Here is a 24248-nt window from a genome sequence, read left to right on the forward strand (position 1 = left end):
GCTATGTCCATTCAGTTTACAGACTTCTCATTCAAATATTGGGCGTTGCAAAAACCAACGCTGAAAAACATCAACCTGACCATCAACCAGGGTGAGAAAGTTGTCATTGTTGGGCCAAGCGGGAGTGGTAAATCCACCTTGGGACAATGTTTGAATGGCTTGATCCCATTCTCGGTAAAAGGCGATATTACCGGCAGCCTGAAAATCAATGGCAAAGAGACCCAAACCATGGATCTTCACCATTGTACCAGCATGGTCGGCACGGTATTGCAAGATACCGACGGCCAGTTTGTTGGCTTGAGTATCGGTGAAGACATCGCCTTTGCCTTGGAGAACCAAATGGTTGCACCGGGTCCTATGCTCAAAGTCGTTGAAGAGACAGCTGCAATGATGGATTTGGATGACATGCTGCACCTGTCTCCTTTCGATCTCAGCGGCGGCCAGAAGCAGCGTGTCTCCCTGGCGGGTGTGATGGTCGACGACGTCGATATTCTCCTGTTCGACGAACCACTTGCTAGCTTGGATCCGAAAACCGGCAAATCAACCATCGAAATTATCGACCGCCTGCACCGTGAGACAGGCAAAACCGTAGTGATTATCGAGCACCGCCTCGAAGATGTTTTGCATTGCCATGCTGACCGCATCATATTGATGGAGCGTGGCGAAATCATCGCTAACCTCACACCAGACCAGCTGCTTGCCAGCCCGCTGCTGGCCCAGCACGGGATCCGCGAACCCCTTTACCTTTCGGCCCTGAAAGCGGCCGGCTGTGAGATCAGTGAAACAGATAAACCCGCTTATCTATCCACACTCGAGATTGAACAGTTCAAGTCTCAGGTGATGGACTGGTTCCACCAAGGTGACATGGTCACGGCCGAGTCAGATAAAACCCCATTGCTTGAAGTCAACAACCTCAGCTATTCATACGACGGTCAGCGCCAAACCCTCGACAATGTTAGCTTCACAGTCAACCAGGGCGAATTCGTTTCTATCTTGGGCAAAAACGGTTCAGGGAAATCGACCATCACCCGTTTGATCATGGGTGTACTCGAACCAGACACTGGCAGCATCAGTTTTGAAGGGCGCGATTTGGCATCCCGCTCTATCTTTGAGCGTAGCCAGGAAATCGGGATTGTATTGCAGAATCCGAACCATATGATTTCCCATCATATGATTTTCGATGAGGTCGCCTCTGGCCTGCGCAACCGCGGCGTGGCTGAAGCAGAGGTTGAAACCAAAGTACTGGAAACCCTGAAGCTGTGCGGCCTGGACCGCTACCGTCACTGGCCGATTGATGCATTGAGCTATGGCCAGAAAAAGCGCGTCACCATCGCGACTATCCTAGTGCTGGAGCCTAAGCTGCTGATCCTTGATGAGCCTACCGCCGGCCAGGACTACCATCACTACACCGCCATGATGAGCTTCATCAAAGAGCTGAACCAGAAGCTGGGGATCACCATTTTGATCATCTCCCACGATATGCACTTGGTACTGGAATATACCCAGAGAGCTATCGTAATTGCAGACAGCAAGCTACTGGCCGACTCCCCCGTCAACGAAGTATTCAGCCAACCCGCGCTGCTTGAGCAAGCCAACCTGACTGTCACCAGTTTGTATACCCTGGCATCCCGCCTGGGAATCGAACGTATTGATCATTTTATCCGTTGCTTCATCAACCATGAGGCAGGCTCACACTAATGAAAACCAATAAGATCAAATTCGGTATTAGTTACATCAATACCGGCTCTCCCCTTCACGCACTGAACGGGATCACCAAATTCATCTTGTTTATGGCTTGGGTCACCATGGTCCTGATGACTTTCGATGTCCGGATTATTGTCGCCATGATTTTGGTTGGCTTTGCCCTGCTTCGTCTTTCGCGTGTGCCTTTCGCCAATTATAAAACCTTGATGACAGGTACGGTCACCGTACTGCTCCTCAATGCACTCTTTATGTTCCTGATTGCGCCGCAGCAGGGTAAAGAATACATGGGCAGCCAAACCGTACTGTTCGCTTTGCCAGGTAATTACTCGCTAACCCAGGAAACCCTGTTTTATCTAGTGACAGTAACACTGAAATATTTCAGCATGTTCCCAGTTGCCTTGGTATTTGTGTTCACTACCCACCCTACAGAGTTCTCGGCCAGCCTCAATAAGCTTGGGGTACCATACCGTATCGCCTACGCAGTCAGCTTGACGCTGCGCTACCTACCGGAAGTGACCAAGGACTTCATCAATATCATGCACGCCCAACAGGCACGTGGCGTGGATATCTCAAAGAATGCCCCGGTATTTACCCGTATCAAAAACGTAGCGAAAATCCTTGGCCCATTGATTTTCTCCAGCCTTGACCGTGCCGAGGTGATATCCAATGCCATGACACTGCGTGGCTTCGGCCAGCACAAACGCCGCAGCTGGTACAGCATGAAACCGATGGCCAAGGCTGACTTTGCGGTATTGCTCACGATTGCGGTGGTATTAGCATTAGGTTTCGCCAACCGCTATCACGCTGAGCAGCTGTTCTGGTATCCGTTCTAATTGCGATACCCGCTCTATCATTGACTCAGAGGCCAGCATTGCTGGCCTTTTTGTTGTTCTGTCATTTCACCATGGTTCGAGATACGCTTGCTATATGAACTAACTTCGCCAGCAACACGTAATCTCATTAAATATATTTCGTGGATGGCTGGATATGAAAACGGAGACAATTATCAACCAAGGTGAAAAAGCGGCCGACAAGGGCAAGCAAGGAACAGCAAGAGAGTATGCCAAGGTGCCGAAGGGAAGGCTTTCCCGCTTAGGGCAGCTTGGTTCGTTGGCCACCCAGGTGGCAGGCAGCATGGTCACCGAGGGCGTAAAACAACTCGCACAGGGAAACCGTCCAAAAGCCAGTGAGTTACTGCTTACTCCCGGTAATGCTAAGCGGGTTGCCGAGCAATTGGCACAACTACGCGGTGCCGCCATGAAAGTAGGCCAACTCCTGTCTATGGACGCTGGCGACCTGCTACCACCAGAATTATCCGAGCTTCTTGCCCGCCTTCGTTCTGAAGCCAAAGCCATGCCTATCAGCCAGCTCAATGCCGTATTGCAGGACGAGTGGGATATCGACTGGCAGGACAGATTCCAAACCTTTTCATTCTACCCTGTTGCGGCAGCCTCCATCGGCCAAGTACATTCAGCAACCAATTGGGAAGGTGAGAAAATTGCGCTCAAGATCCAATATCCTGGCATAAAAGAGAGCATAGACAGCGATGTTGATAATGTCGCCACACTATTAAGGGTATCAGGGTTGCTGCCCAAAGGTGTCGACTACCAGGATTTGCTCGAAGAGGCCAAAAAACAGCTTCATGCTGAAGCCGACTACAACCTAGAAGCCGAGCTACTCAAAAAGTACAAGCAGTTACTCTTACCTGACTCGCGTTACCTGATACCCGATGTCTTTGATGAGTTAACCACTGAAAATATCCTCGCCATGCAGTTTGTTGAGGGGTTGCCGATTGAGTCACTGATCAACCAGCCCCAACAAGTTCGAGACCGTGTTATGGCGCTTGCTTTTGAGCTGCTGTTCAAGGAAATGTTTGATTTCAAGCTAGTTCAAACCGATCCTAACTTCGCCAATTTCCTCTACAACCCGCAATCTCAGCAGTTAGTGCTGCTCGATTTCGGTGCTACCCGCGCTTATCCCTCCCATGTATCGGAAGGCTACCAGCAGCTGCTCAGTGCGGCCCTTGCCTACAACAGAACAGCGATGAACGCTGCACTGAGGCAAATCGGATTTTTCAGCCAGCCAATTACGCCTTCCCAGCAAAATGCCGTGATTGAACTATGTGCGGAGGCTTGCGAGCCGATAATGACTGATGGGGTGTTTGATTTTGGCCAAACTGATTTAGCTCGGCGGATACGAGATGCGGGTACGGCACTGAGCATTAAAGAGAATTATTGGCATACCCCGCCTGCCGATGCGATTTTCTTCCACCGCAAACTCGGCGGGTTATACCTGCTTGCCGCGAGGCTGCAAGCCAGGGTCAATGTCCGTGAGATTTTCTCGCCATACTTGCTGAAAGCCGAGTAAAGCTGTGGACTCGATATGGACAACAGCTACATGGACAACAGCTACGAAGCAGGGCTCAGGTAATGAGCCCGCCAGTACCCGGCATCATCAAACAGCTCTTCGTTAAGCGCGATGGCATTTTCAATCGAAAGGTATAGCTCTGAATTTTCTTCTCCCAGAGACTTCAGCTTATCACGTGCCCGATACAGCTCGGCAATGTACACCTGCTGGGACTCGAGCAATAGATTTTGCCGCGCCCCCTGTTGGGCGGTGCTTTCTTTGGCTAAATAGCCAATGGCATTCTCTCCGGCATGGGGGGCATCCTGCTCTAGACTAACCACAAGCAATGAACAGCCTAACGCTATACCCAACAAGCCTGTTTTAATAACATTCTTCATCATCATGCAACCTCATACCGGATCATTGACACAATAATGACAAGCAATTGAATGGCGTTCAATTAATGAAAGCTGAACAATTTTCCATCACCCTCCTTCTTTGCTCAGCTAGAGACTTCAGATCTCGTATTACGAAGCCGGTTTGGCCGGAGTATAAGGCTCGGTTTGGGGCAACTTGGGCTTTCGGGTTACAAGGAATACAGCAACGGCAGCCAAAACAAACCCTGCAGCGCCTAGCTCATCAAAGCTTTCACCAAAAATAAGCCAGGCTTGGAACGCCGTCATCGGTGGCACCAAGTAGAACGTTGAAGCCACTTTGGATGACTCACCATGCTTGACCATGTAAAGCAGCAGCAAAATCGCCACCACCGACAGCACCAATACCAACCAGCTTAGGGCAAAGATAAACGTCGGTGTCCAGTTAACCACCATGGTTTCGGTTGTCAGGGCAACCGGCAAAAACAGTAAAGCCGCTGCGCTGTATTGCCACACCGCACTGCCCACCATATCGATCCCCTGGCAGAATTTCTTCTGGTATAGAGTGCCAAACGTGATTCCCACCAGAGCCATAAAGGTGAAGAAGTAAGCGGCCTCGCGACTACCATCCTGATGCCAAGCCATATTGCCCTGCAGTACCAGATTGATCCCGATAAAGCCAATAACAAGCCCTAGCCATTGCGATACACGCATCCGCTCTCCGGCACAACCAAACATGACTACGGCAGTCACTATCGGCTGTAACCCGACCAATAACGAACACAGTCCTGCTGGCATACCCAAGCCAATCGCGATATAGGTTCCGCCAAGATAAAAACCATGGATCAGCAAGCCTGCAACCATGCAGTGAACTAGCGCTTTACCCGTCGGAAGGCGAGATTTGAGGATAACCACCAGCAACATAAACACGGCAATGTTTGCCAACATACGGATCAGCAGGAAAGTCGCAGGCTCTGCATAGGGTAAACCTAGCCTTGCCCCGATAAAGCCGGAGCTCCAAAGTACCACAAACAGGAATGGGATAAAGCGCGTCATCATGGCCTACTCTCTTCTCTTTTGCCTCAATAACGATTACTTTAAATTGGGTACAAAAACCTTAACAGGGACAGATTGGTGTATTTTATAGGGTACAGATGGTATGAATGCAGAACATCATGGACAGGTTAGGCAAACCGAACCGCAAACTCAGGATCAGGCGCAAAGCCAGCTTAAGAAAAAATACCAGTACGTTTACCTATGGGTAGAAGAGCGAATTGACAAGCAAAGCTTTCAGCCCGGGGAGCGCCTTCCTTCTATCCGAGAGCTCAGCCAACAATTGTCTGTCAGCAAAAACACGGTGATCCGAGCCTACCAGCAACTCGAGGCCAACCAGAAGATTTCCGCCTCCGCACGCTCCGGATACCGAGTGAACCACACCAAGGCAGCACTCTTTGAACGGACGCCTATCCCTGAGCCGGGTTTTGTCGATCTGATGGCACTGAGTAAAAAGATCATGGGTCTCCCAGTTTCCCGCGAAATCCTGCCGATGGGATCAGCCCACCCAGATACCGACTTCCCTGCAATCAATAGCCTTTATGCTGAGATCGGCCGCCATAGCCGTTACCAAAGCCATATACCCAGCCACTACCAGCTGCCTCCCGGTAATGACCTGCTATTACAGCAATTGGTAGGCATCAACAGAGAATTGGGCGTGACGATTTCTAAACAGTCATTATTGGTCACCCATGGTGCCCAACAGGCCATCAGCCTTAGCCTGCAGGCGCTCACCAATGATGGGGATATTGTATTGGTTGAATCTGCCAGTTACTTCGGTAACCTGATGCTGCTCGAGTCACTGAACCTGAAAGTCATTGAAATACCCGCTAGCCCTATTTCGGGAATCCAGCTCGACGCCCTGGAACAAGCACTGCAACGCTGGCCCGTCAAGGCTATCTTGATTAATCCTAGTTTCAACAACCCGACCGGGTATGTCATGTCAACAGCTGATCGGCTTCGTTTTCTCGCCATGACCAGCGGTATTCCGATCATTGAAGATGATGTATTCGGCGGACTGGCCTACCAACAACGTCCATTGCCTTTGAAAACCCTCGATCAGGAAGACAGGGTGATCTACTGCAACTCCCTGTCAAAAACCTTGGACTCGCGGTTGCGTATCGGCTGGGTGGTTGCTGGCAAGTATCAATCAGTCATAGAGAAACGCCTACTCACAGACAATATGGGCAGCCCGAACCTTATCCACTCTGCCGTCGCGCAGTTCCTCGAAACCGGCAAATACCGCCAGCACCTGGGCAAAATTCGCCGTAGCTATGCAAAAAAGCAAAAACTGTTTCATAAGCTACTGACCCAGGCCTTGGATCATTATCCCCAGTTGCATGGTCACTATCACCTTACCCAGCCAAGTGGTGGGTTCTTGTGTTGGCTTACACTACCGGAGCACACCGACGGCCAAGCGATCTACCAGGAGTCTTTGGCACATGGGATCAGCGTCCTGCCTGGCAGCATGTTCAGCACCAACCAACGCTATGCGCACTGCCTGCGCCTGAGTTTTGCCAATTTCAGGGAGTCTAAAGACTGGCAACGAGGGCTTGTTCAGTTTGCCGCTATCATTGCGAGCCATACATCGCCATCACCATAAAGTCGAAAAGACACGGTAATACAAACTGCTACACTACTGGTAGACAGAATCATTGAGCAAGGAGCGATTGAGATGCCGGGACACTTTCTACCACCCAAAATAAAGGCAATATGCACCGCCCTAGTTTGCCAGTTGGGCTTGGCATTCTCCCCTCAAGCCTTATCCGCGCCGGTTTCTGTCCTTGAAGGAAGCAGTGCAGGGATGCCATTTGTGGTAGAGCGCATCGCGCAAACCGACGGAGTGCCATGGGGGATGACCTTTACCCCAGTACAGGACAAAGCAGGACAGGACACAACAGGGCAAGCACTGCTCATAACTTATCGTGACGGTAAAATTCGCCTTTTAAACACCGAGACCGGCTCAACGCAACCCGTTACGGGGCAACCGGTCATAAACCAATACGGCCAAGGTGGGCTCATGGATGTGGCTCGCCGGGATATGCCGAACAACCAAACCTGGTACTATTTCACCTATAGCAAGGCTCGTGATGGGCAAGCAGCAACCACCCTCGCCCGCGCCAAACTAGACGGTACCCAGCTCACCCAATGGCAGGACTTGCTGGTCACTCAATCTTTCAGTGATGCCTCGCGCCATTTTGGCAGCCGTATCGCCTTTGATAACCAAGGCCATGTCTTTTTTTCCATCGGCGATAGAGCCCACCGCCCCAACGGACAGGATCTCTCCACCCATGCCGGGAGTATCCTCCGGCTTAACCTGGACGGCTCCGTCCCTGAAGACAACCCTTTCGTCAAGGTCAGCAATGCCCTGCCTGAGATTTGGAGTTACGGCCACCGCAATCCACAGGGGGTAATATATGACCTTGAGACTAGCCGCCTTTGGTCAAACGAGCATGGCCCGCGCGGCGGCGATGAAATCAATTTAATCACAGCCGGGGCTAATTATGGCTGGCCGGTAACGTCACACGGTAAAGAATACTGGGGGCCAATTTCCGTTGGGGAATCGGAAGAAAAAGAAGGCATTGTTTCCCCTGCCAAGGTATACACCCCGTCCATAGCACCGGGTGGATTGCTGCTTTACCGTGGTGATGCATTCCCAAGTTGGCAAGGTAATTTATTCAATAGTGCGCTCAAGCTGCGCCACCTGAATCGTGTCACCGTCACAGCGGCAGGCAGCTTAAAAGGTGAAGAGCGGTTGCTCGAAGAGCTCGACGAGCGCATCAGGGCACTTGCTACTGACAGCCAAGGCTGGCTGTACTTCTCTGCCGATTCTGGGGCAATTTACCGGCTGAGGCCGCAGTCAAAATAAATCCAGATAACTGCTGACAGAACAATCAGTTCTAGAATTGGCTGTTGCAAAACACAGCACAGCCAACTATGTGTTTTATGCATAGACACTTTGATATTTTCTCATTTGAGTCATGTTTTGAATTCCTCTACTATCCCCGCTCTTTTTTGCACATTGAGGCACTGATGTTTTCGCAATCTCTGACAGCTCAACTGGTGCGCATGGTATTGCTTCTTGCCCTGACGCTAGTCGGTGTCCACCACTGCCAACCTTTGTTGGACTCGCTAGCCGAGCATGCCATGAGCGGCGGTTGCCATCAGCAAAACTCAAATGAACACACTTTGACCGGACTATAACCATGAGTATTTTTCGCTTTCCACTGCTTGTGTGGATGGGCATCGGAACACTAATTATCAGCCTAGGGATCAGGCAGTCTTTTGGTATCTTCATGATGCCGATTTCTATGCATTTTGATACCGGCCGTGAATTCTTTAGTCTGGCTATCGCGCTTCAAAACTTGCTATTCGGTGTCTTCCAACCATTTGTCGGTATGGCATCAGACCGCTGGGGTGCCAAAAAAGTGATTTGGAGTGGTGCAATTGCCTATGGCCTAGGTCTGTACCTCACCTCTATCGCTGTTGAGCCAAACTGGTTATACGTCTCTCTTGGTGCATTGGTCGGCCTGGGCTTGAGTGCCACCAGCTACGTTATTGTACTTGGCGCGGTTGCCCGTGTTGTCCCTGCCGAGCACACCGCAAAAGCCTTTGGCTTAACAACGGCTGCTGGCTCGTTCGGTATGTTTGCGGTGATCCCTGGTGCCCAGTACATGCTTAGCGAATTTAACTGGCAGACGGCGCTGCAAGTTTTCGCCATGCTGTGTGCGCTGATGATGGCATTCTCTTTCTTTATGAAAGCCAACAAGAAGACAGCGGCCGCCTCGGCTGCACCAGAGGCTGAGCAAACCCTTAAAGAAGCACTGAAAGAGGCTTTCAGCCACCGTGGCTACTGGCTGATCCACATGGGCTTTTTCGTATGTGGTTTCCACGTGATGTTTATCGCTACCCACTTGCCAAGCTATCTGGCGGATAAAGGCTTACCGGGCACGACAGCCGCGATGGCTCTTGCCTATGTCGGTATCTTCAATATCTTCGGCAGTTACTTCTGGGGCGTAATGGGTGACAAGTTCAACAAACGCTACGTGATGTCTGCCTTGTATGTCATGCGCACGCTGGTAATCGCGGGCTTTGTTACCTTGCCTGTCACGACAGAAACGGCAGCCCTATTCGGTGGCGCAATTGGTTTCTGCTGGCTAGGTACAGTACCGCTGACGTCAGGCTTGGTACGCCAAATCTTTGGCCCACGCTACCTATCGACGCTATATGGTTTGGTGTTTTTCACCCACCAAGTCGGTAGCTTCCTTGGGGCTTGGTTCGGTGGCCGCATCTACGACTACTACGGCAGCTATGAGCCAATCTGGTGGTCAACGGTGGTCTTTGCCCTGATTGCTGCGCTTATCCACATCCCAATCAATGATAAGCCACTTGTACGTCAACCAGCAGCGGCGTAACACTTAATCTCGAACTTTAAGCTCTAAGCTCTAAGCTCTAAGCTCTAAGGTTTAGAAACATGCAAAAACAAAAGCCCCCGGTCACCTGATGTGAACCGGGGGCTTTTTCATTCCAGTAGCACCCAAGTGCTACGAGAAGCTTATATGTCGATTACAAATGCTCACCACGACGAAGCGCATCAATACGCTTGTCTAGTGGTGGGTGCGTCATAAACAGCTCAGACAGTGATTTCTTGCCGTTGATGCCAAATGCCATCATCGAACCTTCTAGCTGAGGCTCATGGCTCATTTTCAGACGCTCAAGCGCGGCAATCATCTTCTCTTTACCCACTAGGTGAGCAGAGCCTGCATCGGCCTTGAACTCACGGTGGCGGCTGTACCACATAGTCAGGATGCTCGCCAAGAAGCCGAACAGTACTTCCATAATTGAAGAAACAATGAAGTAAGTCATGTAGCTGCCGCTACCGCCTTCTTCATCGCTGTTGTTCACGCCGCTGATTGCACCGGCAACCAAACGAGACACAAAGATAACGAACGTATTCACCACACCCTGCATCAGGGTCATGGTTACCATATCGCCATTGGCGACGTGGCTGACTTCGTGCGCCAATACCGCTTCTGCTTCATCGCGGGTCATACTGTGCAGCAAGCCTGTCGACACCGCCACCAGTGAATCATCACGCTTGGCACCGGTTGCAAATGCGTTGATATCGGCAGAGTCGTAAACAGCAACCGTCGGCATACCAATACCTGACTGCTGCGCCTGGCGGGCAACAGTTTCCATCAACCAATGCTCGGTTTCATTGCGCGGGTGTTCGATAACCATGCCGCCCACAGATCGCAGTGCCATTGACTTCGACATGAACAGGGAAATCAACGAACCACCAAAACCAAACAAGGCTGCCATAACCAATAGCCCGGAAAGGCTACCTGGCTGCATGCCTGTCACCGCATAAACGACGTTCAAGACAACACTGAAAACCAGCATGACCGCTAGGTTAGTTGCCAAAAACAATGCAATACGCTTCATATTGTACTCTTTCTCCAGAAAAGAAGGCGTTGTTACCCCAATAATGGCTATTTTTTACACTACTGGGATATCATCCATTTGTTATTGATATGTATAGTATGGTCGTTGAAACAGAAAACAAGTGGAAGTGATAAATTGTTACGTTTCATTTTTGTTATTAAACAATCAAATACTATTAAGCAATCTTTTTTATGGTAATAGAAATACCTTTAATTGGGGCTTAACGCAGAGGATGTCACCGCAAAACAAGAGTCAGCGACTGCAAGGAATGTCTGCGTGCAGTTGGTTGATATCGAGTAACTGCATTGCTTCAACTTGGTAGTATCCCCATATACTCATGGCAAATAGCAATAAAGGAACGCCAAGGCATGTCCCTGATTTCAACTTGCCAACTATTCCCCAGCGGATAACCGTTGGCTTGTACACTTTCATCGACTTGGGCGGAAACTGCCCCTCTTTTAAACCACGAATACCTATTGGGGCTAGCAGTAAGCCAGACATCAGCCCGGCAGAGAGTGGAATACCGACAAAGACAATATGCCAAATGTACTCTGCCCCATTGAGCCCGTATAACTCATAACAGTGCGGCTGCTCAGAAAACACTTTAATGAATGGTTCAAACCAATATTTAAAGCCCACTATTACCAATAGCCCCAAGCAAGTTTGCACAGATAGCCGAATGACTATTTTTCGTTTGGTATACTCCGGCGCGTATTCCATTAGCTCCCTCTTAGTCTGATTTCCTATTGCTCACTGATTTGTCCACTGAGCCAATGTCCCTGACTCGGCCTAAAGCGTATTTAGCCGTTAACAGGCAAGCACGGGGCAATGTGCTGGCATGCCGCTTTAATCACAGTCGATCAAGCTATCGCGTCATCCACACATAACACTTTAGTGATTTCACTCGAAGAAATATGCAGCCCATGCTTGAGCTGCACATTAGCCCCAAAGTGGTCGAACCAGAACTTGTCTAAAATGAAAAAATGACAAGTTATCAGCAAATTAAAGCTAGGGGTAATAGTGGGGGTAGACAGGTTTAGACTTTAGTCTTATTGTATCTACGACTAAGGTATTCTATTGTCGTATTTAGTTAGTGATGATGCATGGTATTCAATTATCAAGGAGGAATGATGGCCGATCACGAAAACTACCAGGTAGCTATTGACATTCTACGCTGTCATCTTGGTATGTCTGCAGATGAAGCGCGTAAAGAGCTAGGGTTAGACGGAAATAACAAAAAGCTCAATGAGACGCAAGAAGCGCTTATTGGCCTGACTGGCAACAACTAAGCCTTTCTGCTTATAACCAAATTCAATAAAAACCTCTCGCTTTCGAGAGGTTTTTTTATACCTATCCCCAAATGACTCAGAGCTAGCGTGATCAAGATCACGATTCAGCTCCAATTCAGCTCCTGAGCATAAACTTGCCCGCCTCTTATTTATATACCGCACGCAGGTTCGCTATGCCATCAACCACCACTACTGCCGCGCAACAGTCGCAGGGAAACCCACTCTACCAACCACTATTACAGAGCCTGTCCCTGTTCCTGGTGCTTGCGTTGCTAATGGCGCTATCAGCATTCACCATCCATTTTGATGTACTGAACATCCAAAACAATATCGGTGAAAATTCCTGGACGGAATTTTTACAAGAAACCTACCTCTTTATTACCTCTGCCCTCTTTGCCGTTGTTGCCATACGCAAACCACAGCAACGAGGCTTTGCCATCCTGGTTTCTGCTTTCTTCGGCGTGATGTTTATCCGTGAAATGGATTCTGTTTTGGATCAGATCAGCCATGGGTTCTGGAAATACCCAGCCTGGCTGCTAGCTTCCTACGCCATTGGTTACGCCATCATACAGCGCGAGAGTACGGTAAAACCTTTGATGGACTATATGAGGCACAACAGTTTCAGCCTGATGCTGGGTGCCATGGTGACCCTGCTGGTTTTTGCCCGTATCTTTGGCATGAGTGGGCTTTGGCAGGGGATCATGCAGGAACATTATGTACGAGGCGTGAAAAACTTAGCGGAGGAAGGTGTTGAGCTGCTGTCCTACAGCTTAATCTTGTTCTCAGCCGCTTGGTACTGCTTGCCTAACTTAAAGCAGTCAACCAAATAAGTGTTGCTATCCCGCACATAAAAAAACCTGCCGATTGGCAGGTTTTCGTTTTATCTATACCAGCTACATCAACTGCAGCAAAGGCTTTATAGCCCTAGCGGTGACAGATTGATATAGTTCGCTAAATTACGCTTTTTGATACCCGGCATATAAGGGATCTCACCCAGCTTTTGGCCTGGTAGGTTCTCTTCCAGCATGCGGATAATATCAGCGTAGTTCTCTGTTCCTGGATTGATGCGGTTTGCTACCCAGCCAACCACTTCCAAGCCATCGTTCTGAATAGCTTCAGCCGTCAAGATAGCATGGCTCAAGCAACCCAGCTTAACCCCGACCACCAAGATCACTGGCAGTTTTTCCTGCTTAACCCAAGAAGACAGGTAGTCATTCCAAGACACAGGTACACGCCAGCCGCCAGCACCCTCGACCAATACGGCGTCGGATTTCTGCTTAAGCTGATCCAACCCATTGGACAGCACATCAAACTCAATAACACGTTTTTCCTGCTCAGCAGCCAAGTGCGGAGAGATTGCCGCCTCAAACGCGTACGGGTTCACTTCGTCATAGTCTAACTCAACAACCGATGCATCCTGAATGTACAAGGCATCTGAATTACGCATACCATTGGCTGTCGGTGCGCTACCTGATGCGACCGGCTTATAACCCGCCATCTTGATATTCGCGCTAGCTGCAGCATGAAGAATGGCGCGAGAGGCTACAGTTTTACCTACTTCAGTATCTGTACCTGTTACAAAGAAAGCGTTAGTCATTAATAATTACTCCAAAACAGACTTGGTATGTTGCCGGCAGTCGGTTGTCCTCATGTCGAAACTCATCATAAGCGCTCTCTAATGCCTTAAATGTCTTGCGACTGGCCAAGCCTGCTTTTCGCCCCTGATGAATATGTGTTGCCCCTATACCTTTCAAATCTTTCATAAGGTCAACTGCCGTGCGGTAATACATGGTGATTGGCAGGAATTCTAGGTCAACCTCTGAACAGCCCGCTTGCGCCAGCGCAAGTTTTATGGCCTTTTGCGAAAGAAACTGGTTCACATGTTGATATTGATCAACCTGTTTCCATGCATAAGAGAGCTCATGCAGTGATCCTTCTGCCAAGGTAGAAAAGACAATATGGCCACCGGGTTTAACCACCCGGCGCAGCTCTCTAAGCGGCACTGACAAGTCATCACACCACTGCAGGGCCAGGCTGGTGAAGGCAAAATCAAACTGGTTTTCAGGTAAAGGCAGGCACTCCGCATCCCCTTCGACATAGGTCAGACCGTCACCACAGCGTCGTTTGGCCTGCTCTAGCATTGCGCTAGACAAATCTGCGGCGCACACTTTCAGCCCCCTCTGCTGCAACTGCTGGCTGAAATATCCTGTTCCGCAGCCAAGATCAAGTACTTGGCTGCCGGTAAGACTCACAGCAGGCAGCTTAGACAAAAGGTGATGGCCCACTTGGCGCTGGAACGCCGCTGATTGATCATAATGTTTTGCAGCCTTACCGAAAGCTTCGGCTATCGCTTGTTTGTCGGTAACAACGACATCGTCTAGAAAAGGAACTGCAGTGTCTGCATTATTCTTCATGCCATACCTCATTAATTGCCTGCGCTAACGAACGTACTTCAGCGTCTTTGTGTGCAGCTGTCAGGGTGATCCGCAGCCTCGCGGAGTTAGCCGGAACCGTTGGCGGCCTGATGGCACTGACCCAAAGCCCACGCTGACGTAGCTGCTGTGCAAACTTGACTGCCCGATCGCTACTCCCCACCAACAAGGGTTTGATTGGGGTCTGTGTATCCACCATCTCAACATCTGGTGATAAGTGCTCTGCCAAACTTCCACCAAGCTCAGCCAATTTCTCCCGGCGCCAGTTTTCGCGCTGGATCATCTCGCATGACTTAGACAGCGCATGAGCTTGAGCCGGAGGCATTGCCGTGGAATAGATGAAGTGGCGGGCGAACTGAACCAAGTACTCGGCAATATCATGGCTGCACAGTATGGCGGCTCCCTGGAGGCCAAAAGCTTTGCCAAAGGTCACCACCAGAATATCTGGTTTGATACCCGCATGATCACAACTGCCACGGCCTGACTCACCAAGCACCCCGCAGCCGTGGGCATCGTCTACCGCCAGCATGCTGCCAGATTGCTGGCAAACCCTTGCAATATCACCAAGCGGCGACAAATCCCCATCCATGCTGAACACCCCCTCGGTCACCACCAGCTGCGGGGAGGTATCAGGTATGCGCGAGATCAAGCGGGATAAGGCTGAGGGATCATTATGGGGAAAACGTCTCATTACCGCCGGTGACAACATTCCGGCTTCAATCAATGAAGCATGGTTAAGCTTATCCTGTAGGAGGTGATCCCCCTCTTGGAGCAAAGCAAACAGCAATGCTTGGTTGGCACTAAAGCCACTGCTAAATAACAACGCTTGGTCATAACCCAACCAGTCGGCAAGCTGAGACTGCAAGTACTGGTGCGGCGAGTGAAACCCCGTCACCAACGGGCTGGCACCACTACCTGCTCCATAGAGGGATAAGCCATCCTGCCAGGCGGCAACAAGTGCGGGATCCTGCGCAAGGCCAAGGTAGTCATTGCTGGAAAAATTCAGCAATGACTGCTCCCGGTGTTGCACCGACATATCCTGCCCGCGCCCAAGGCAATTCAAAGTCCGGTAAAGCCCTTGCTCATGTCTATCAGCAAGGGCAGAAGCGATCCGTTGGCTAAACCGATGCATCGTAGAACATATCATCCTTGCTTGGCCGCGCAGCAACACGCTGTGCCACCTGTCCCAACAACTCCTGCGCCTGAACCTCATCCGGTTTAGCGGCTTGTTCCTGGCGGTTGATCCCCAGCTTGGCAAACAACTGCATGTCTTTGTCTTCACCTGGGTTTGGAGTCGTTAGCAGCTTACAGCCGTAGAACACTGAATTAGCACCAGCCATAAAGCACAATGCCTGCATCTGCTCGTTCATATCTTCTCGGCCTGCCGACAGGCGCACTGCCGACTGCGGCATAATAATTCGGGCTACCGCGATAATGCGGATAAAATCGAACGGGTCGACATCATCGACAGACTCAAGCGGCGTCCCTTTCACCTTCACCAGCATATTGATTGGCACACTTTCTGGGTGGGTTGGCAAGTTGGCAAGTTCAACCAATAGGCCAGCCCTATCACGGGAGCTCTCACCCATCCCGATGATCCCGCCGGAACAGATCTTCATACCCGCTTCACGCACATGGCTTAAGGTATCAAGGCGGTCTTGGTAAGTACGGGTAGTAATGATATTGCCGTAAAACTCCGGCGAGGTATCAAGGTTGTGGTTGTAGTAGTCCAAACCGGCTTCCGCGAGTTCATTGGCTTGGTCGCCAGTGATCATGCCAAGTGTCATACACGTTTCCAGCCCCATGGATTTCACCCCACGCACCATATCTAGCAGATAAGGCATATCGCGCTCTTTCGGGTTTTTCCATGCCGCGCCCATACAAAAACGGGTCGCACCAGAGGTCTTGGCTTTATGCGCCGCATCTAACACCCGCTCGACTTCCAGCAGGCGCTCGCGATCGACATCAGTACGGTAGTGGGCGCTTTGCGGACAGTACTTGCAGTCTTCAGGGCACGCACCGGTTTTGATAGAAAGCAGGGTACTGACCTGCACCTTGTTAGGATCATGGTACTGGCGGTGCACCTGCTGGGCTTCAAACACCAAATCCATAAACGGCTTTTCAAATAGCGCTTGAACTTCCTCGACTGTCCAGTCGTGACGTACTTCCACGTGTAATCACCTCTTATTATGTGCTCAACGTACACTGATTTATGCCGTTGAGATTATGCATTCATTGCTTCTTGTTACTTGGCTAGTCTACTTTCAGACGGTAGACTGTCAACCACCAACAAGGATCAAGGTTTACAATTGTGCAAAAAACAACCAGCCCGATCGATTTGGATTTTGACCAAAAGCATGTCTGGCACCCCTACACGTCAACGTTGAACCCGCTACCCTGCTATCCAGTGACCAGCGCCAACGGTGTTTACCTGCAGCTTGAAGATGGAAGGGAAATCATTGATGGCATGTCATCATGGTGGTCGACAATCCATGGTTATAACCACCCGGCCCTAACAGAGGCAGCCAAGGCTCAGCTCGATAAAATGTCTCACGTGATGTTCGGCGGTATCACCCATGAGCCCGCTGTTGAGCTATGCCGCAAGCTGGTCGACATCACACCAGCTCCCCTCCAGCATGTCTTCCTGGCTGACTCAGGCTCCGTGGCTGTGGAAGTCGCGTTGAAAATGGCGCTGCAGTACTGGCATGCCAAAGGGCAGCGCCGAGCAAAATTCTTGACCGTCAAACACGGCTACCACGGCGATACGTTTGCCGCCATGTCGGTCACCGACCCCGACAACTCCATGCACAGCCTTTATAAGGGCTTCCTGCCGGAGCACATCTTTGCCCAATCGCCTGAAGGTGGTTTCTACGAGCAGTGGCAAGAGTCGGATATCGATGACTTCCAACGCCAGCTCGAGCAACACCATGAAGAAGTTGCCGCGGTGATCATCGAGCCTATCGTCCAAGGCGCCGGGGGGATGCGCATCTATCACCCGACCTTCCTTAAACGGGTTCGCCAGTTGTGTGATGAGTACGGGATTTTGCTGATCGCCGATGAGATTGCGACTGGATTTGGCCGTACAGGAAAATTATTTGCCTGCGAACATGCCGGTATTAGCCCTGATATTATGTGTGTCGGCAAAGCCCTCACCGGGGGGTATATGACCCTTTCGGCAACCCTAGCCAGCACGCATGTCGCAAATACGGTATGCAGTGGGGAGGCCGGCTGCTTCATGCATGGCCCGACTTTTATGGGCAACCCTTTGGCCTGTGCCGTCGCCAATGCCAGCTTGGATATCCTTGCTCAGGGGCACTGGCAAAAGCAGGTGAAAGCGATTGAAAAACAATTAGCTGAGTCACTTCCCGAGATTGCAAAACTGGAGCGGGTAAAGGCTGTACGCTGGCTGGGTGCCATTGGTGTGGTCGAGCTTCACAAGCCCGTCGAGATGGCCAGTATTCAGGAAGCTTTTGTAGATAGTGGTGTCTGGATTCGCCCTTTTGGCACACTTGTCTACATAATGCCTCCATTTATCATTAATCAACAACAACTTAGCCAACTCACTTCAGCCATCCTGTTAGCACTTAAGTAGTATCGAAAAGCAGACAACGTCCAAAGATTGTCTGCTTATACTTTTCCTGAACGTTATAGCAATCCCAACTACGTGTTGGCCCGTACATAAAATGAATAACGTCAGTTAAGGCTGGAACTATGCAATTACCACTATTTCCGTTACAGATTTACCTGCTGCCAGGCGGGATAAGTAAATTGCGGATTTTCGAACCTCGCTACACCCGGTTAGTCAAGCTGGCTATGGGTGACGGCAACGGGTTCGGACTCTGCATGAAAGATGAAGATACACTGTGCCATTTCGGAACCCGGGTGATTATCACCGATTTCGAACAGCTGCCCGATGGCCTGCTCGGGATCACCATCAGGGGGGTAGAGAAATTTTTGATCAATAAACACTGGCAAGAAGAGGACGGCCTGAGGTTCGGTGATGTCACCCCGATGAGTAACTGGACGCCAAGCCAAATCAAGTTCGTTGACCGGGATATATCCAATAGCCTCAAAGCGCTATTTGAAGAATACCCTGAACACGCTGAAAACTACCCCCTGCCTGATTACAATGATATGACTTGGGTATGCCAGCGCTGGCTAGAGCTCTTGCCGCTGGAAACAAACCAGAAGCAATGGTTTATGAGTCGCAATGACCATCGTGCAGCACTATCTTTCCTGCACAATGTCATTGACGAACAACTAAAAAGAGATTGCTAGGCCACAAACAAATGCAAGCACATGTCTGTGGATGTGAATTTTTACAAAGACATGCTGGCTTCGCCCTGAAACAACTAACCTTCGATCAGCTTCATCAGCAAGTGACCGTCATACATCGCCTGCTTGACCAAAGCCGCCCCCGGCATGGTCGCCTGGGTATAAAAAGAGCTCTGCTCAATCACGAGATCACGGTTGTACACCGGTAATGACTGGTTCCGGACGCAATCCATGATTGCCGGATACAAAATATCCTTCGCCCGATTAAATTCCCCGCCAATGAGGATCTTTTCCGGATTGAATAAATTGACCATGATGGCAATTGCCTGCCCCAGGTGATGGCCCAGCTCAACAATGATCTGGCGGGCCAGAGTATCCCCGGCTATCGCAGCATCACAGATCCGCTCAATCGTCAGGCTCTTGCCATGCAGGGATGACGGGTGCCCCTCACGCAAGCGCTGCTCGACCTGCTCGATGACCGCTTTCACACTCGCGACGGTTTCAAGGCAACCATGGTTACCGCAGAAGCAACGCTTACCATAAGGTTTGATTTGGATATGACCCAACTCGCCAACGTTGCCAATCCGGCCTTGCAGTACCACATTATCGAGCACGATCCCGGCCCCTACACCATGGTGGATTGAAACCAGAATCGAATTGGCGACATCACGGGAGTTACCGAACAGTTTCTCCGCCAGCGCCCATGAACGGGTATCATTGCCGACAAACACCGGCAAACCGGTGGCCTCATGAATTGCCGGGCCGAGTTCTAGGTTATGGACATCATAGTGAGGCATCTGGATAACCATACCGGCATCCGCGTTCACCAACCCCGGCAGGGAAACGGCAATGGCTGTGATTCGATCCAACTCGCTAACATGGTTGGCAAAGAAAGTGTGAATTTCAGAGATAAGCTTTTTCAATACTTCATCTTGGTGAAGCACATCGACATCCTGGCGCTCTTCAACCAGAATATCGCCCCCCAGTTCATGCAAGGCAATGGTCATATAGCCACGCCCCAAACGAAGAGACATAAACTGCCAGCCTTCATTGGCCGGCACAAGGCCAACAGCAGGCCTTCCCCTGCTAGAGGACTCTTGGATCGCAGTCTCTTTGATTAAATGGGCTTCAATTAGCTCGCGGGTAATCTTGGTAATACTCGCTGGTGCCAGTTGGCTACGCTTGGAAAGCTCAATGCGGGAAATGGGGCCAAACAAGTCGATAAGCTTGTAGACGCTGCCGGCATTATTTCTTTTGATATGGTCGATATGACCTGGCTGAGCGACATACATGCCTAAACTCCCGGAAAAATCTGTCATAATTTAAAACACATTGAATTTTTTTACTTTGCGAAGTAATTGTGAAGCCGATTATGTTAAGTCCGTGACAACGGTCACGATGAATTATGAAAAACAAAGCAATATTTGCTATAGCTCTCATTCTACCGCAAAACTATTGCCTTTTTTTTAACTCCAAAAATTAACCTAATTAAAGACAGCGTTCGGCAATTTTGCGATAATCGCCGGTCGCAAAATCCCCCACCATGAGGTTTACGGTGTACAAAATTAACGAAGTCTTTGAAACGATCCAAGGTGAAGGCGTATTTACCGGTGTGCCAGCCATTTTTGTCCGGCTCCAGATTTGCCCTGTCGGTTGTGCTTGGTGCGATACCAAACAGACATGGAGTGCCGAGCCTCAGGACCATGGTTCTTTAGACGATGTCATGGCAAAAACCGGCGACTCCCCTCTCTGGACTGAGCTTGACGCCGAAGGCATTGTTAATTTGCTCAAACAACAGCAATACACGGCCAAGCATGTTGTCATCACCGGGGGAGAACCTTGTATTTACGATTTGCGACCGCTGACGACTTCTTTGGAAGAGGCTGGTTTCCAATGCCAAATCGAAACCAGTGGTACATCAAAGATCTTGGCGACCGACAGTACTTGGGTAACCGTCTCGCCGAAAATCAATATGAAGGCCAAACTTCCGGTAATCGCCAGCGCGATTGAACGTGCCGACGAGATCAAACACCCGGTCGGCACCCAGAAAGATATCGAGCAGCTCGATGCGCTGCTTGAAGGCAAAAAACTCAAAACAGGGGTTAACATCGCGCTGCAGCCAATCAGCCAGAAGCCAAGGGCGACAGAATTGTGCATCGACACCTGCATCAAACGCAACTGGCGCCTGTCTATCCAAACCCATAAATACCTTGCCATCGCGTAATCGGCTGATAACTAAAGCATACCTGGCACCGTGCGGTTGTCTTACTTTTATGACAACCGCCCTATATCCGAGACACATCTCCTTTCTTAACTTTGCACCTTTTTGTCCTATCTATACTGAGCAGAAAACAAATACCAATAAAAGACTAATGACCTATTGGGGAATACATTATGCGCAGTTACCTGGGATATACCCTGCTGTTCATCAGCAGCCTGCTGCTTGCTGCCTGCGGAGGCGGTAGTGACGAACCCGCTCCAGTTGCGGGTACTCCGGTTCCAGTCTCAACCACTTTCACAGTATCTGTCGATGCTCCTGACGGTATGGCGCTCGCCCGCCAGCAAGGCTTTTCATTAATCCAACCCGCCTATGCCAATGCTGTCCAAGGGCTGACAGAACAAAACTTTGCCGGCGTCTGGCTGGACGATAAAGGGAAGATCTTTGACTCCATCGATATCACCCGATTCGAGGACAAAGGGGATGGGATCTACGAGCTTGATGCTGGCACCGTCCCTCGGATCAACGCCGTGCTGATGGTCGATCTTGATGGTGTTCCTGAGTACACAATAGGCGAAACCATCCCTGAAGGATTATTCCTTATCCCGCTTGCTGTCGAGCGCCTAGCGATATCATTGGAATCCAGCTTGACCTTTTTTGCCTTCGCTAAGCGTATTGCTGCGGACGAAAGCTGGGGGATCTACACCGAAGTCTTCCGCGACGCCCCGAGAGGCAAGGTTTCTTTAGCCCTTGAAGATATCAACAATCTTGCCATTGACATTCGGGACACCCTGCTGCCAAAAATCGGCGTACAAGGCCTCAGCCTTAAAGATCTTATGAGCTTAACCATAGTGCAAACTATGACCGATGGTCGAATTGAGCGCTTTTTCACCGAGCAGTCCGCCACAGCCGCCAATGTCCTTGCCATCCTTAACGACGGCTACTGGACAATCAGCACCTTTGAAGGCAACGGCGGCAAAGGAATTTTGACAGACAGTACCACCTACGACGGTAGCGAGACGCAAAAAAATGAATTCCGCTGGCAAAAGTCGGGAAGCGACGATATTACCCTCGATCTCGTTTTTTCCTATTTCAGTAATTCAACCAGTTTCGGCTCAGAAGATATCCGCTCTCAAGTACTGACTGACCAAGGCTGGATTGGTTTATTCAACTACCTGAAAGTACAATTTGCCACCGACCGCGACGCTTTGATGACCGATGCCGCGCTTAACGTCGATGACAAACTCGGCGTAACGCTCGAAGCCCAAGTCTACTCACTTACCGGCAAGAAAATACACGACTTTTTATCAAGCAAAGAAAACCACTTCCTGACGCGCTACATCAAGCCTGAGGCGACCTTCGGTGAAGGCTCTTCTGGGTTCTATTTCTCCTGGCGCCCGGAGAGTGAAACCTACCTGCTATGCGACAATACCAATGACCAGGACACATGCCGGGTTTACCCAGTCTTAACCCCTGATGCAGCATTCACCTCACTGAGCGATATCAGAACGCCGGTCTTCAACATTGCCCTGTCTGTGGATGAAATCAACGGCTTCAGGCTCAGCGATAACATCATTGCCGAATTCATCGAAGACGACTTTTTCACTGTCCGTTACTGGAGCCGGATTGCCGCTAATGAATGGACTATTCAGGAGCAAGGTGTTTGGGCACCGACAACGGTATCAGGCAAGTCGGTCATCCGTTTTGATATCCCTGATGTCATCAAGCAAATTGCCGATGACTACCCATTCAGCGGTGACAAGCTGTTCCTTGTAGAGGACAGGGGTTATGTCAACATCGGGCAGGTTATGCTGGAACAAGCCGAGTTTAACTTTTCCGGTTTCGACAATGATGCCAAAGCACAGATTTTCGATGCGGCGACCCGTGACAACCTGCCGCCATTTGGAGAGTGTGCGTTTGGTGATACCGAACTGGCCAACGAAGGGCTTTTCCTCAATGCCATTACCGAGTGTGGCGGTGACGAGCGATTCACCTCCCAATCAATCAATGACTTGGTTGACAAAACCCTCGTCCAAATCAGTGAGGAAGGTGAAATCACCGCCCATATTCTACGGAGCGACAATACATGGGAGTTTTACCGCGATACTGAGCTTGAAACCGGCTCTCGCAACTGGTCGCTCAACGATAGCGGCTATTTGAAACTGGTGGCTGATACCAATCTCGAAGATGAGTTCGATTACTGGTCACTCACCAGCTACGAATACGATCAGCGGTTGCTGGCTATCAAAACATATAGCCAGCAAGGACAAGAAGCACAGATCTCCAGCCTGATGACTCGTGAGTATGCGCCAGATTTACTGGCGGCCTGCCTAACTGGCGACTCGGGCTGGGATCAGACGACCACGACACCAATCACCAAGGAAAGCTTGTCCAACTACACCAGCCAAGTAGAGCAATGCAAAGAGATTTGGTTTGGCCGTAACCCAGTATTTACCGAATCCTTGTTGCTGGGTGTGACGGGTGACAACAGTGATGACAAGGCCCTGACATTTGCGAGCGACCCTGGTGGTGATGTTGGCGATCACAGTAATGCAGATACCGCGCGTTACCTAAAATTAAGCGACACCTTCGACGGTGAATATTTTGAAGGTGCATATGTCGACGGCAGTGGCTGTGGCTTCAACTTCGACATTCGCTGGAAAATTGAAGATGACGGTACCTTGTATTACGAAGCGGTCGACGGTTCAATGAATGAACGGATCCAAATCACTGATACCGATGGTTTGAAGCTAGCTATCAAAGCATTCAACCATCAAACCCGCTGGCAAACGGATGAAACCTTGAACTACGGCAGTGATGAAGGTGAGATCTGGAGTGATATCGTCACCCTGATTGATGCCAGCTTGGTTCCTGATGTCGTACCGGTTGATCCACCACCGCCAGTTGAAGAAACACCACCGGCTGAAGGTGAAACCCCTCCGGCTGAGGGTGAAACACCACCAGCTGAAGAGGAAACACCGCCAGCAGAAGAAGAGCCAGCAGGCACCATTCTCAACGATGGCCAAACCTGTGCCTACCTTGAGGTGCCAGAAGAGCCAGCACCATAACTCTTCACCCACACCATCCAAAGCCCGGGGTCACTTCACAGCCC

Annotated in this window: 22 protein-coding genes; 13 read left to right on the plus strand and 9 right to left on the minus strand. The window is 50.3% G+C overall.

Translation table 11 applies throughout. The annotated features are described in order from the left end of the window. Window positions 1-3 precede the first annotated feature (3 nt). The 3 genes from ACXAGQ_RS00905 to ACXAGQ_RS00915 all read left to right on the plus strand — a co-directional run bounded on the left by ACXAGQ_RS00905 (window position 4) and on the right by ACXAGQ_RS00915 (window position 4071). Window positions 4-1698: an ABC transporter ATP-binding protein gene (locus ACXAGQ_RS00905; RefSeq protein WP_475251003.1), complete on the plus strand. Its 1695-nt coding sequence runs from the start codon at window positions 4-6 to the stop codon at window positions 1696-1698. Further along, window positions 1698-2537 (plus strand): energy-coupling factor transporter transmembrane component T family protein, encoded by an 840-nt coding sequence (locus tag ACXAGQ_RS00910; protein WP_475251005.1) that lies wholly within the window; start codon window positions 1698-1700, stop codon window positions 2535-2537. The genes ACXAGQ_RS00905 and ACXAGQ_RS00910 overlap by 1 nt, the downstream gene beginning before the upstream one ends. Before the next feature lie 154 nt (window positions 2538-2691). Next, on the plus strand, window positions 2692-4071 hold the full coding sequence (locus ACXAGQ_RS00915; protein WP_475251007.1) for an ABC1 kinase family protein: 1380 nt from the start codon (window positions 2692-2694) through the stop codon (window positions 4069-4071). Window positions 4072-4112: 41 nt separating this feature from the next. Here ACXAGQ_RS00915 and ACXAGQ_RS00920 read toward each other — a convergent pair whose 3' ends face one another. Both ACXAGQ_RS00920 and ACXAGQ_RS00925 read right to left on the minus strand, forming a co-directional pair. Further along, window positions 4113-4454 (minus strand): hypothetical protein, encoded by a 342-nt coding sequence (locus ACXAGQ_RS00920; RefSeq protein WP_475251009.1) that lies wholly within the window; start codon window positions 4452-4454, stop codon window positions 4113-4115. A 123-nt stretch (window positions 4455-4577) separates the two neighbouring features. Continuing rightward, entirely contained in the window at window positions 4578-5483 is a 906-nt protein-coding gene (locus tag ACXAGQ_RS00925) for a DMT family transporter (protein ID WP_475251010.1), read from the minus strand. 100 nt (window positions 5484-5583) lie between these two features. On the opposite strand from ACXAGQ_RS00925, the gene ACXAGQ_RS00930 reads away from it, so the two are divergent. The 4 genes from ACXAGQ_RS00930 (at window position 5584) to ACXAGQ_RS00945 (ending at window position 9892) form a co-directional block, all read left to right on the plus strand. Then, window positions 5584-7080 carry an aminotransferase-like domain-containing protein gene (locus ACXAGQ_RS00930; protein WP_475251012.1) on the plus strand — a complete coding sequence of 499 codons (1497 nt, stop codon included), beginning with the start codon at window positions 5584-5586 and terminating at the stop codon, window positions 7078-7080. 201 nt (window positions 7081-7281) lie between these two features. Continuing rightward, the gene (locus tag ACXAGQ_RS00935; RefSeq protein ID WP_475254630.1) at window positions 7282-8346 is read left to right on the plus strand and encodes a PQQ-dependent sugar dehydrogenase; all 1065 of its coding nucleotides are present in this window, start codon (window positions 7282-7284) and stop codon (window positions 8344-8346) included. A 164-nt stretch (window positions 8347-8510) separates the two neighbouring features. Further along, on the plus strand, window positions 8511-8681 hold the full coding sequence (locus tag ACXAGQ_RS00940; RefSeq protein ID WP_475251014.1) for a hypothetical protein: 171 nt from the start codon (window positions 8511-8513) through the stop codon (window positions 8679-8681). Between the two features lie 2 nt (window positions 8682-8683). Further along, on the plus strand, window positions 8684-9892 hold the full coding sequence (locus ACXAGQ_RS00945) for an MFS transporter (protein ID WP_475251016.1): 1209 nt from the start codon (window positions 8684-8686) through the stop codon (window positions 9890-9892). A 151-nt stretch (window positions 9893-10043) separates the two neighbouring features. Here the strand turns inward: ACXAGQ_RS00945 and htpX are convergent, their stop codons facing one another. Continuing rightward, window positions 10044-10922: a protease HtpX gene (gene htpX, locus ACXAGQ_RS00950; protein WP_475251018.1), complete on the minus strand. Its 879-nt coding sequence runs from the start codon at window positions 10920-10922 to the stop codon at window positions 10044-10046. A 252-nt stretch (window positions 10923-11174) separates the two neighbouring features. Beyond that, window positions 11175-11642, minus strand: coding sequence for a hypothetical protein (locus ACXAGQ_RS00955; RefSeq protein ID WP_475251020.1), 468 nt, complete (start codon window positions 11640-11642; stop codon window positions 11175-11177). A 410-nt stretch (window positions 11643-12052) separates the two neighbouring features. Between ACXAGQ_RS00955 and ACXAGQ_RS00960 the strand changes: the two genes are divergently transcribed. Together ACXAGQ_RS00960 and ACXAGQ_RS00965 are read left to right on the plus strand one after the other, a co-directional pair. After that, window positions 12053-12211: a hypothetical protein gene (locus tag ACXAGQ_RS00960; protein ID WP_475251022.1), complete on the plus strand. Its 159-nt coding sequence runs from the start codon at window positions 12053-12055 to the stop codon at window positions 12209-12211. Between the two features lie 173 nt (window positions 12212-12384). Then, window positions 12385-13041, plus strand: coding sequence for a hypothetical protein (locus ACXAGQ_RS00965; RefSeq protein ID WP_475251024.1), 657 nt, complete (start codon window positions 12385-12387; stop codon window positions 13039-13041). A gap of 86 nt (window positions 13042-13127) precedes the next feature. Here the strand turns inward: ACXAGQ_RS00965 and bioD are convergent, their stop codons facing one another. From bioD to bioB, 4 genes are read right to left on the minus strand one after another with little or no spacing between them, the layout of a single operon-like run. Beyond that, a complete protein-coding gene (bioD, locus tag ACXAGQ_RS00970) occupies window positions 13128-13808 on the minus strand; it encodes a dethiobiotin synthase (RefSeq protein ID WP_475251026.1) in 681 nt (226 codons plus the stop codon). Next, window positions 13801-14625: a malonyl-ACP O-methyltransferase BioC gene (gene bioC / locus ACXAGQ_RS00975; protein ID WP_475251028.1), complete on the minus strand. Its 825-nt coding sequence runs from the start codon at window positions 14623-14625 to the stop codon at window positions 13801-13803. The genes bioD and bioC overlap by 8 nt, the downstream gene beginning before the upstream one ends. Then, window positions 14615-15811 carry an 8-amino-7-oxononanoate synthase gene (gene bioF, locus ACXAGQ_RS00980; protein ID WP_475254631.1) on the minus strand — a complete coding sequence of 399 codons (1197 nt, stop codon included), beginning with the start codon at window positions 15809-15811 and terminating at the stop codon, window positions 14615-14617. Before bioF ends, bioC begins: the two co-directional genes overlap by 11 nt. After that, window positions 15762-16814 carry a biotin synthase BioB gene (bioB, locus tag ACXAGQ_RS00985; RefSeq protein ID WP_475251030.1) on the minus strand — a complete coding sequence of 351 codons (1053 nt, stop codon included), beginning with the start codon at window positions 16812-16814 and terminating at the stop codon, window positions 15762-15764. Before bioB ends, bioF begins: the two co-directional genes overlap by 50 nt. A gap of 161 nt (window positions 16815-16975) precedes the next feature. On the opposite strand from bioB, the gene bioA reads away from it, so the two are divergent. Continuing rightward, the gene (gene bioA, locus ACXAGQ_RS00990; protein ID WP_475254633.1) at window positions 16976-18235 is read left to right on the plus strand and encodes an adenosylmethionine--8-amino-7-oxononanoate transaminase; all 1260 of its coding nucleotides are present in this window, start codon (window positions 16976-16978) and stop codon (window positions 18233-18235) included. A gap of 119 nt (window positions 18236-18354) precedes the next feature. Then, entirely contained in the window at window positions 18355-18921 is a 567-nt protein-coding gene (locus ACXAGQ_RS00995) for an LON peptidase substrate-binding domain-containing protein (protein ID WP_475251032.1), read from the plus strand. 74 nt (window positions 18922-18995) lie between these two features. Here the strand turns inward: ACXAGQ_RS00995 and mlc are convergent, their stop codons facing one another. After that, window positions 18996-20210, minus strand: coding sequence for a sugar metabolism global transcriptional regulator Mlc (gene mlc, locus ACXAGQ_RS01000; protein ID WP_475254635.1), 1215 nt, complete (start codon window positions 20208-20210; stop codon window positions 18996-18998). 263 nt (window positions 20211-20473) lie between these two features. On the opposite strand from mlc, the gene queE reads away from it, so the two are divergent. Beyond that, window positions 20474-21142: a 7-carboxy-7-deazaguanine synthase QueE gene (gene queE / locus ACXAGQ_RS01005; RefSeq protein ID WP_475251034.1), complete on the plus strand. Its 669-nt coding sequence runs from the start codon at window positions 20474-20476 to the stop codon at window positions 21140-21142. 170 nt (window positions 21143-21312) lie between these two features. Continuing rightward, on the plus strand, window positions 21313-24204 hold the full coding sequence (locus ACXAGQ_RS01010; protein ID WP_475251036.1) for a hydrogenase expression protein HypA: 2892 nt from the start codon (window positions 21313-21315) through the stop codon (window positions 24202-24204). Window positions 24205-24248 lie beyond the last annotated feature (44 nt).

It is taken from the genome of Photobacterium sp. ABD4_091 (assembly GCF_056160145.1).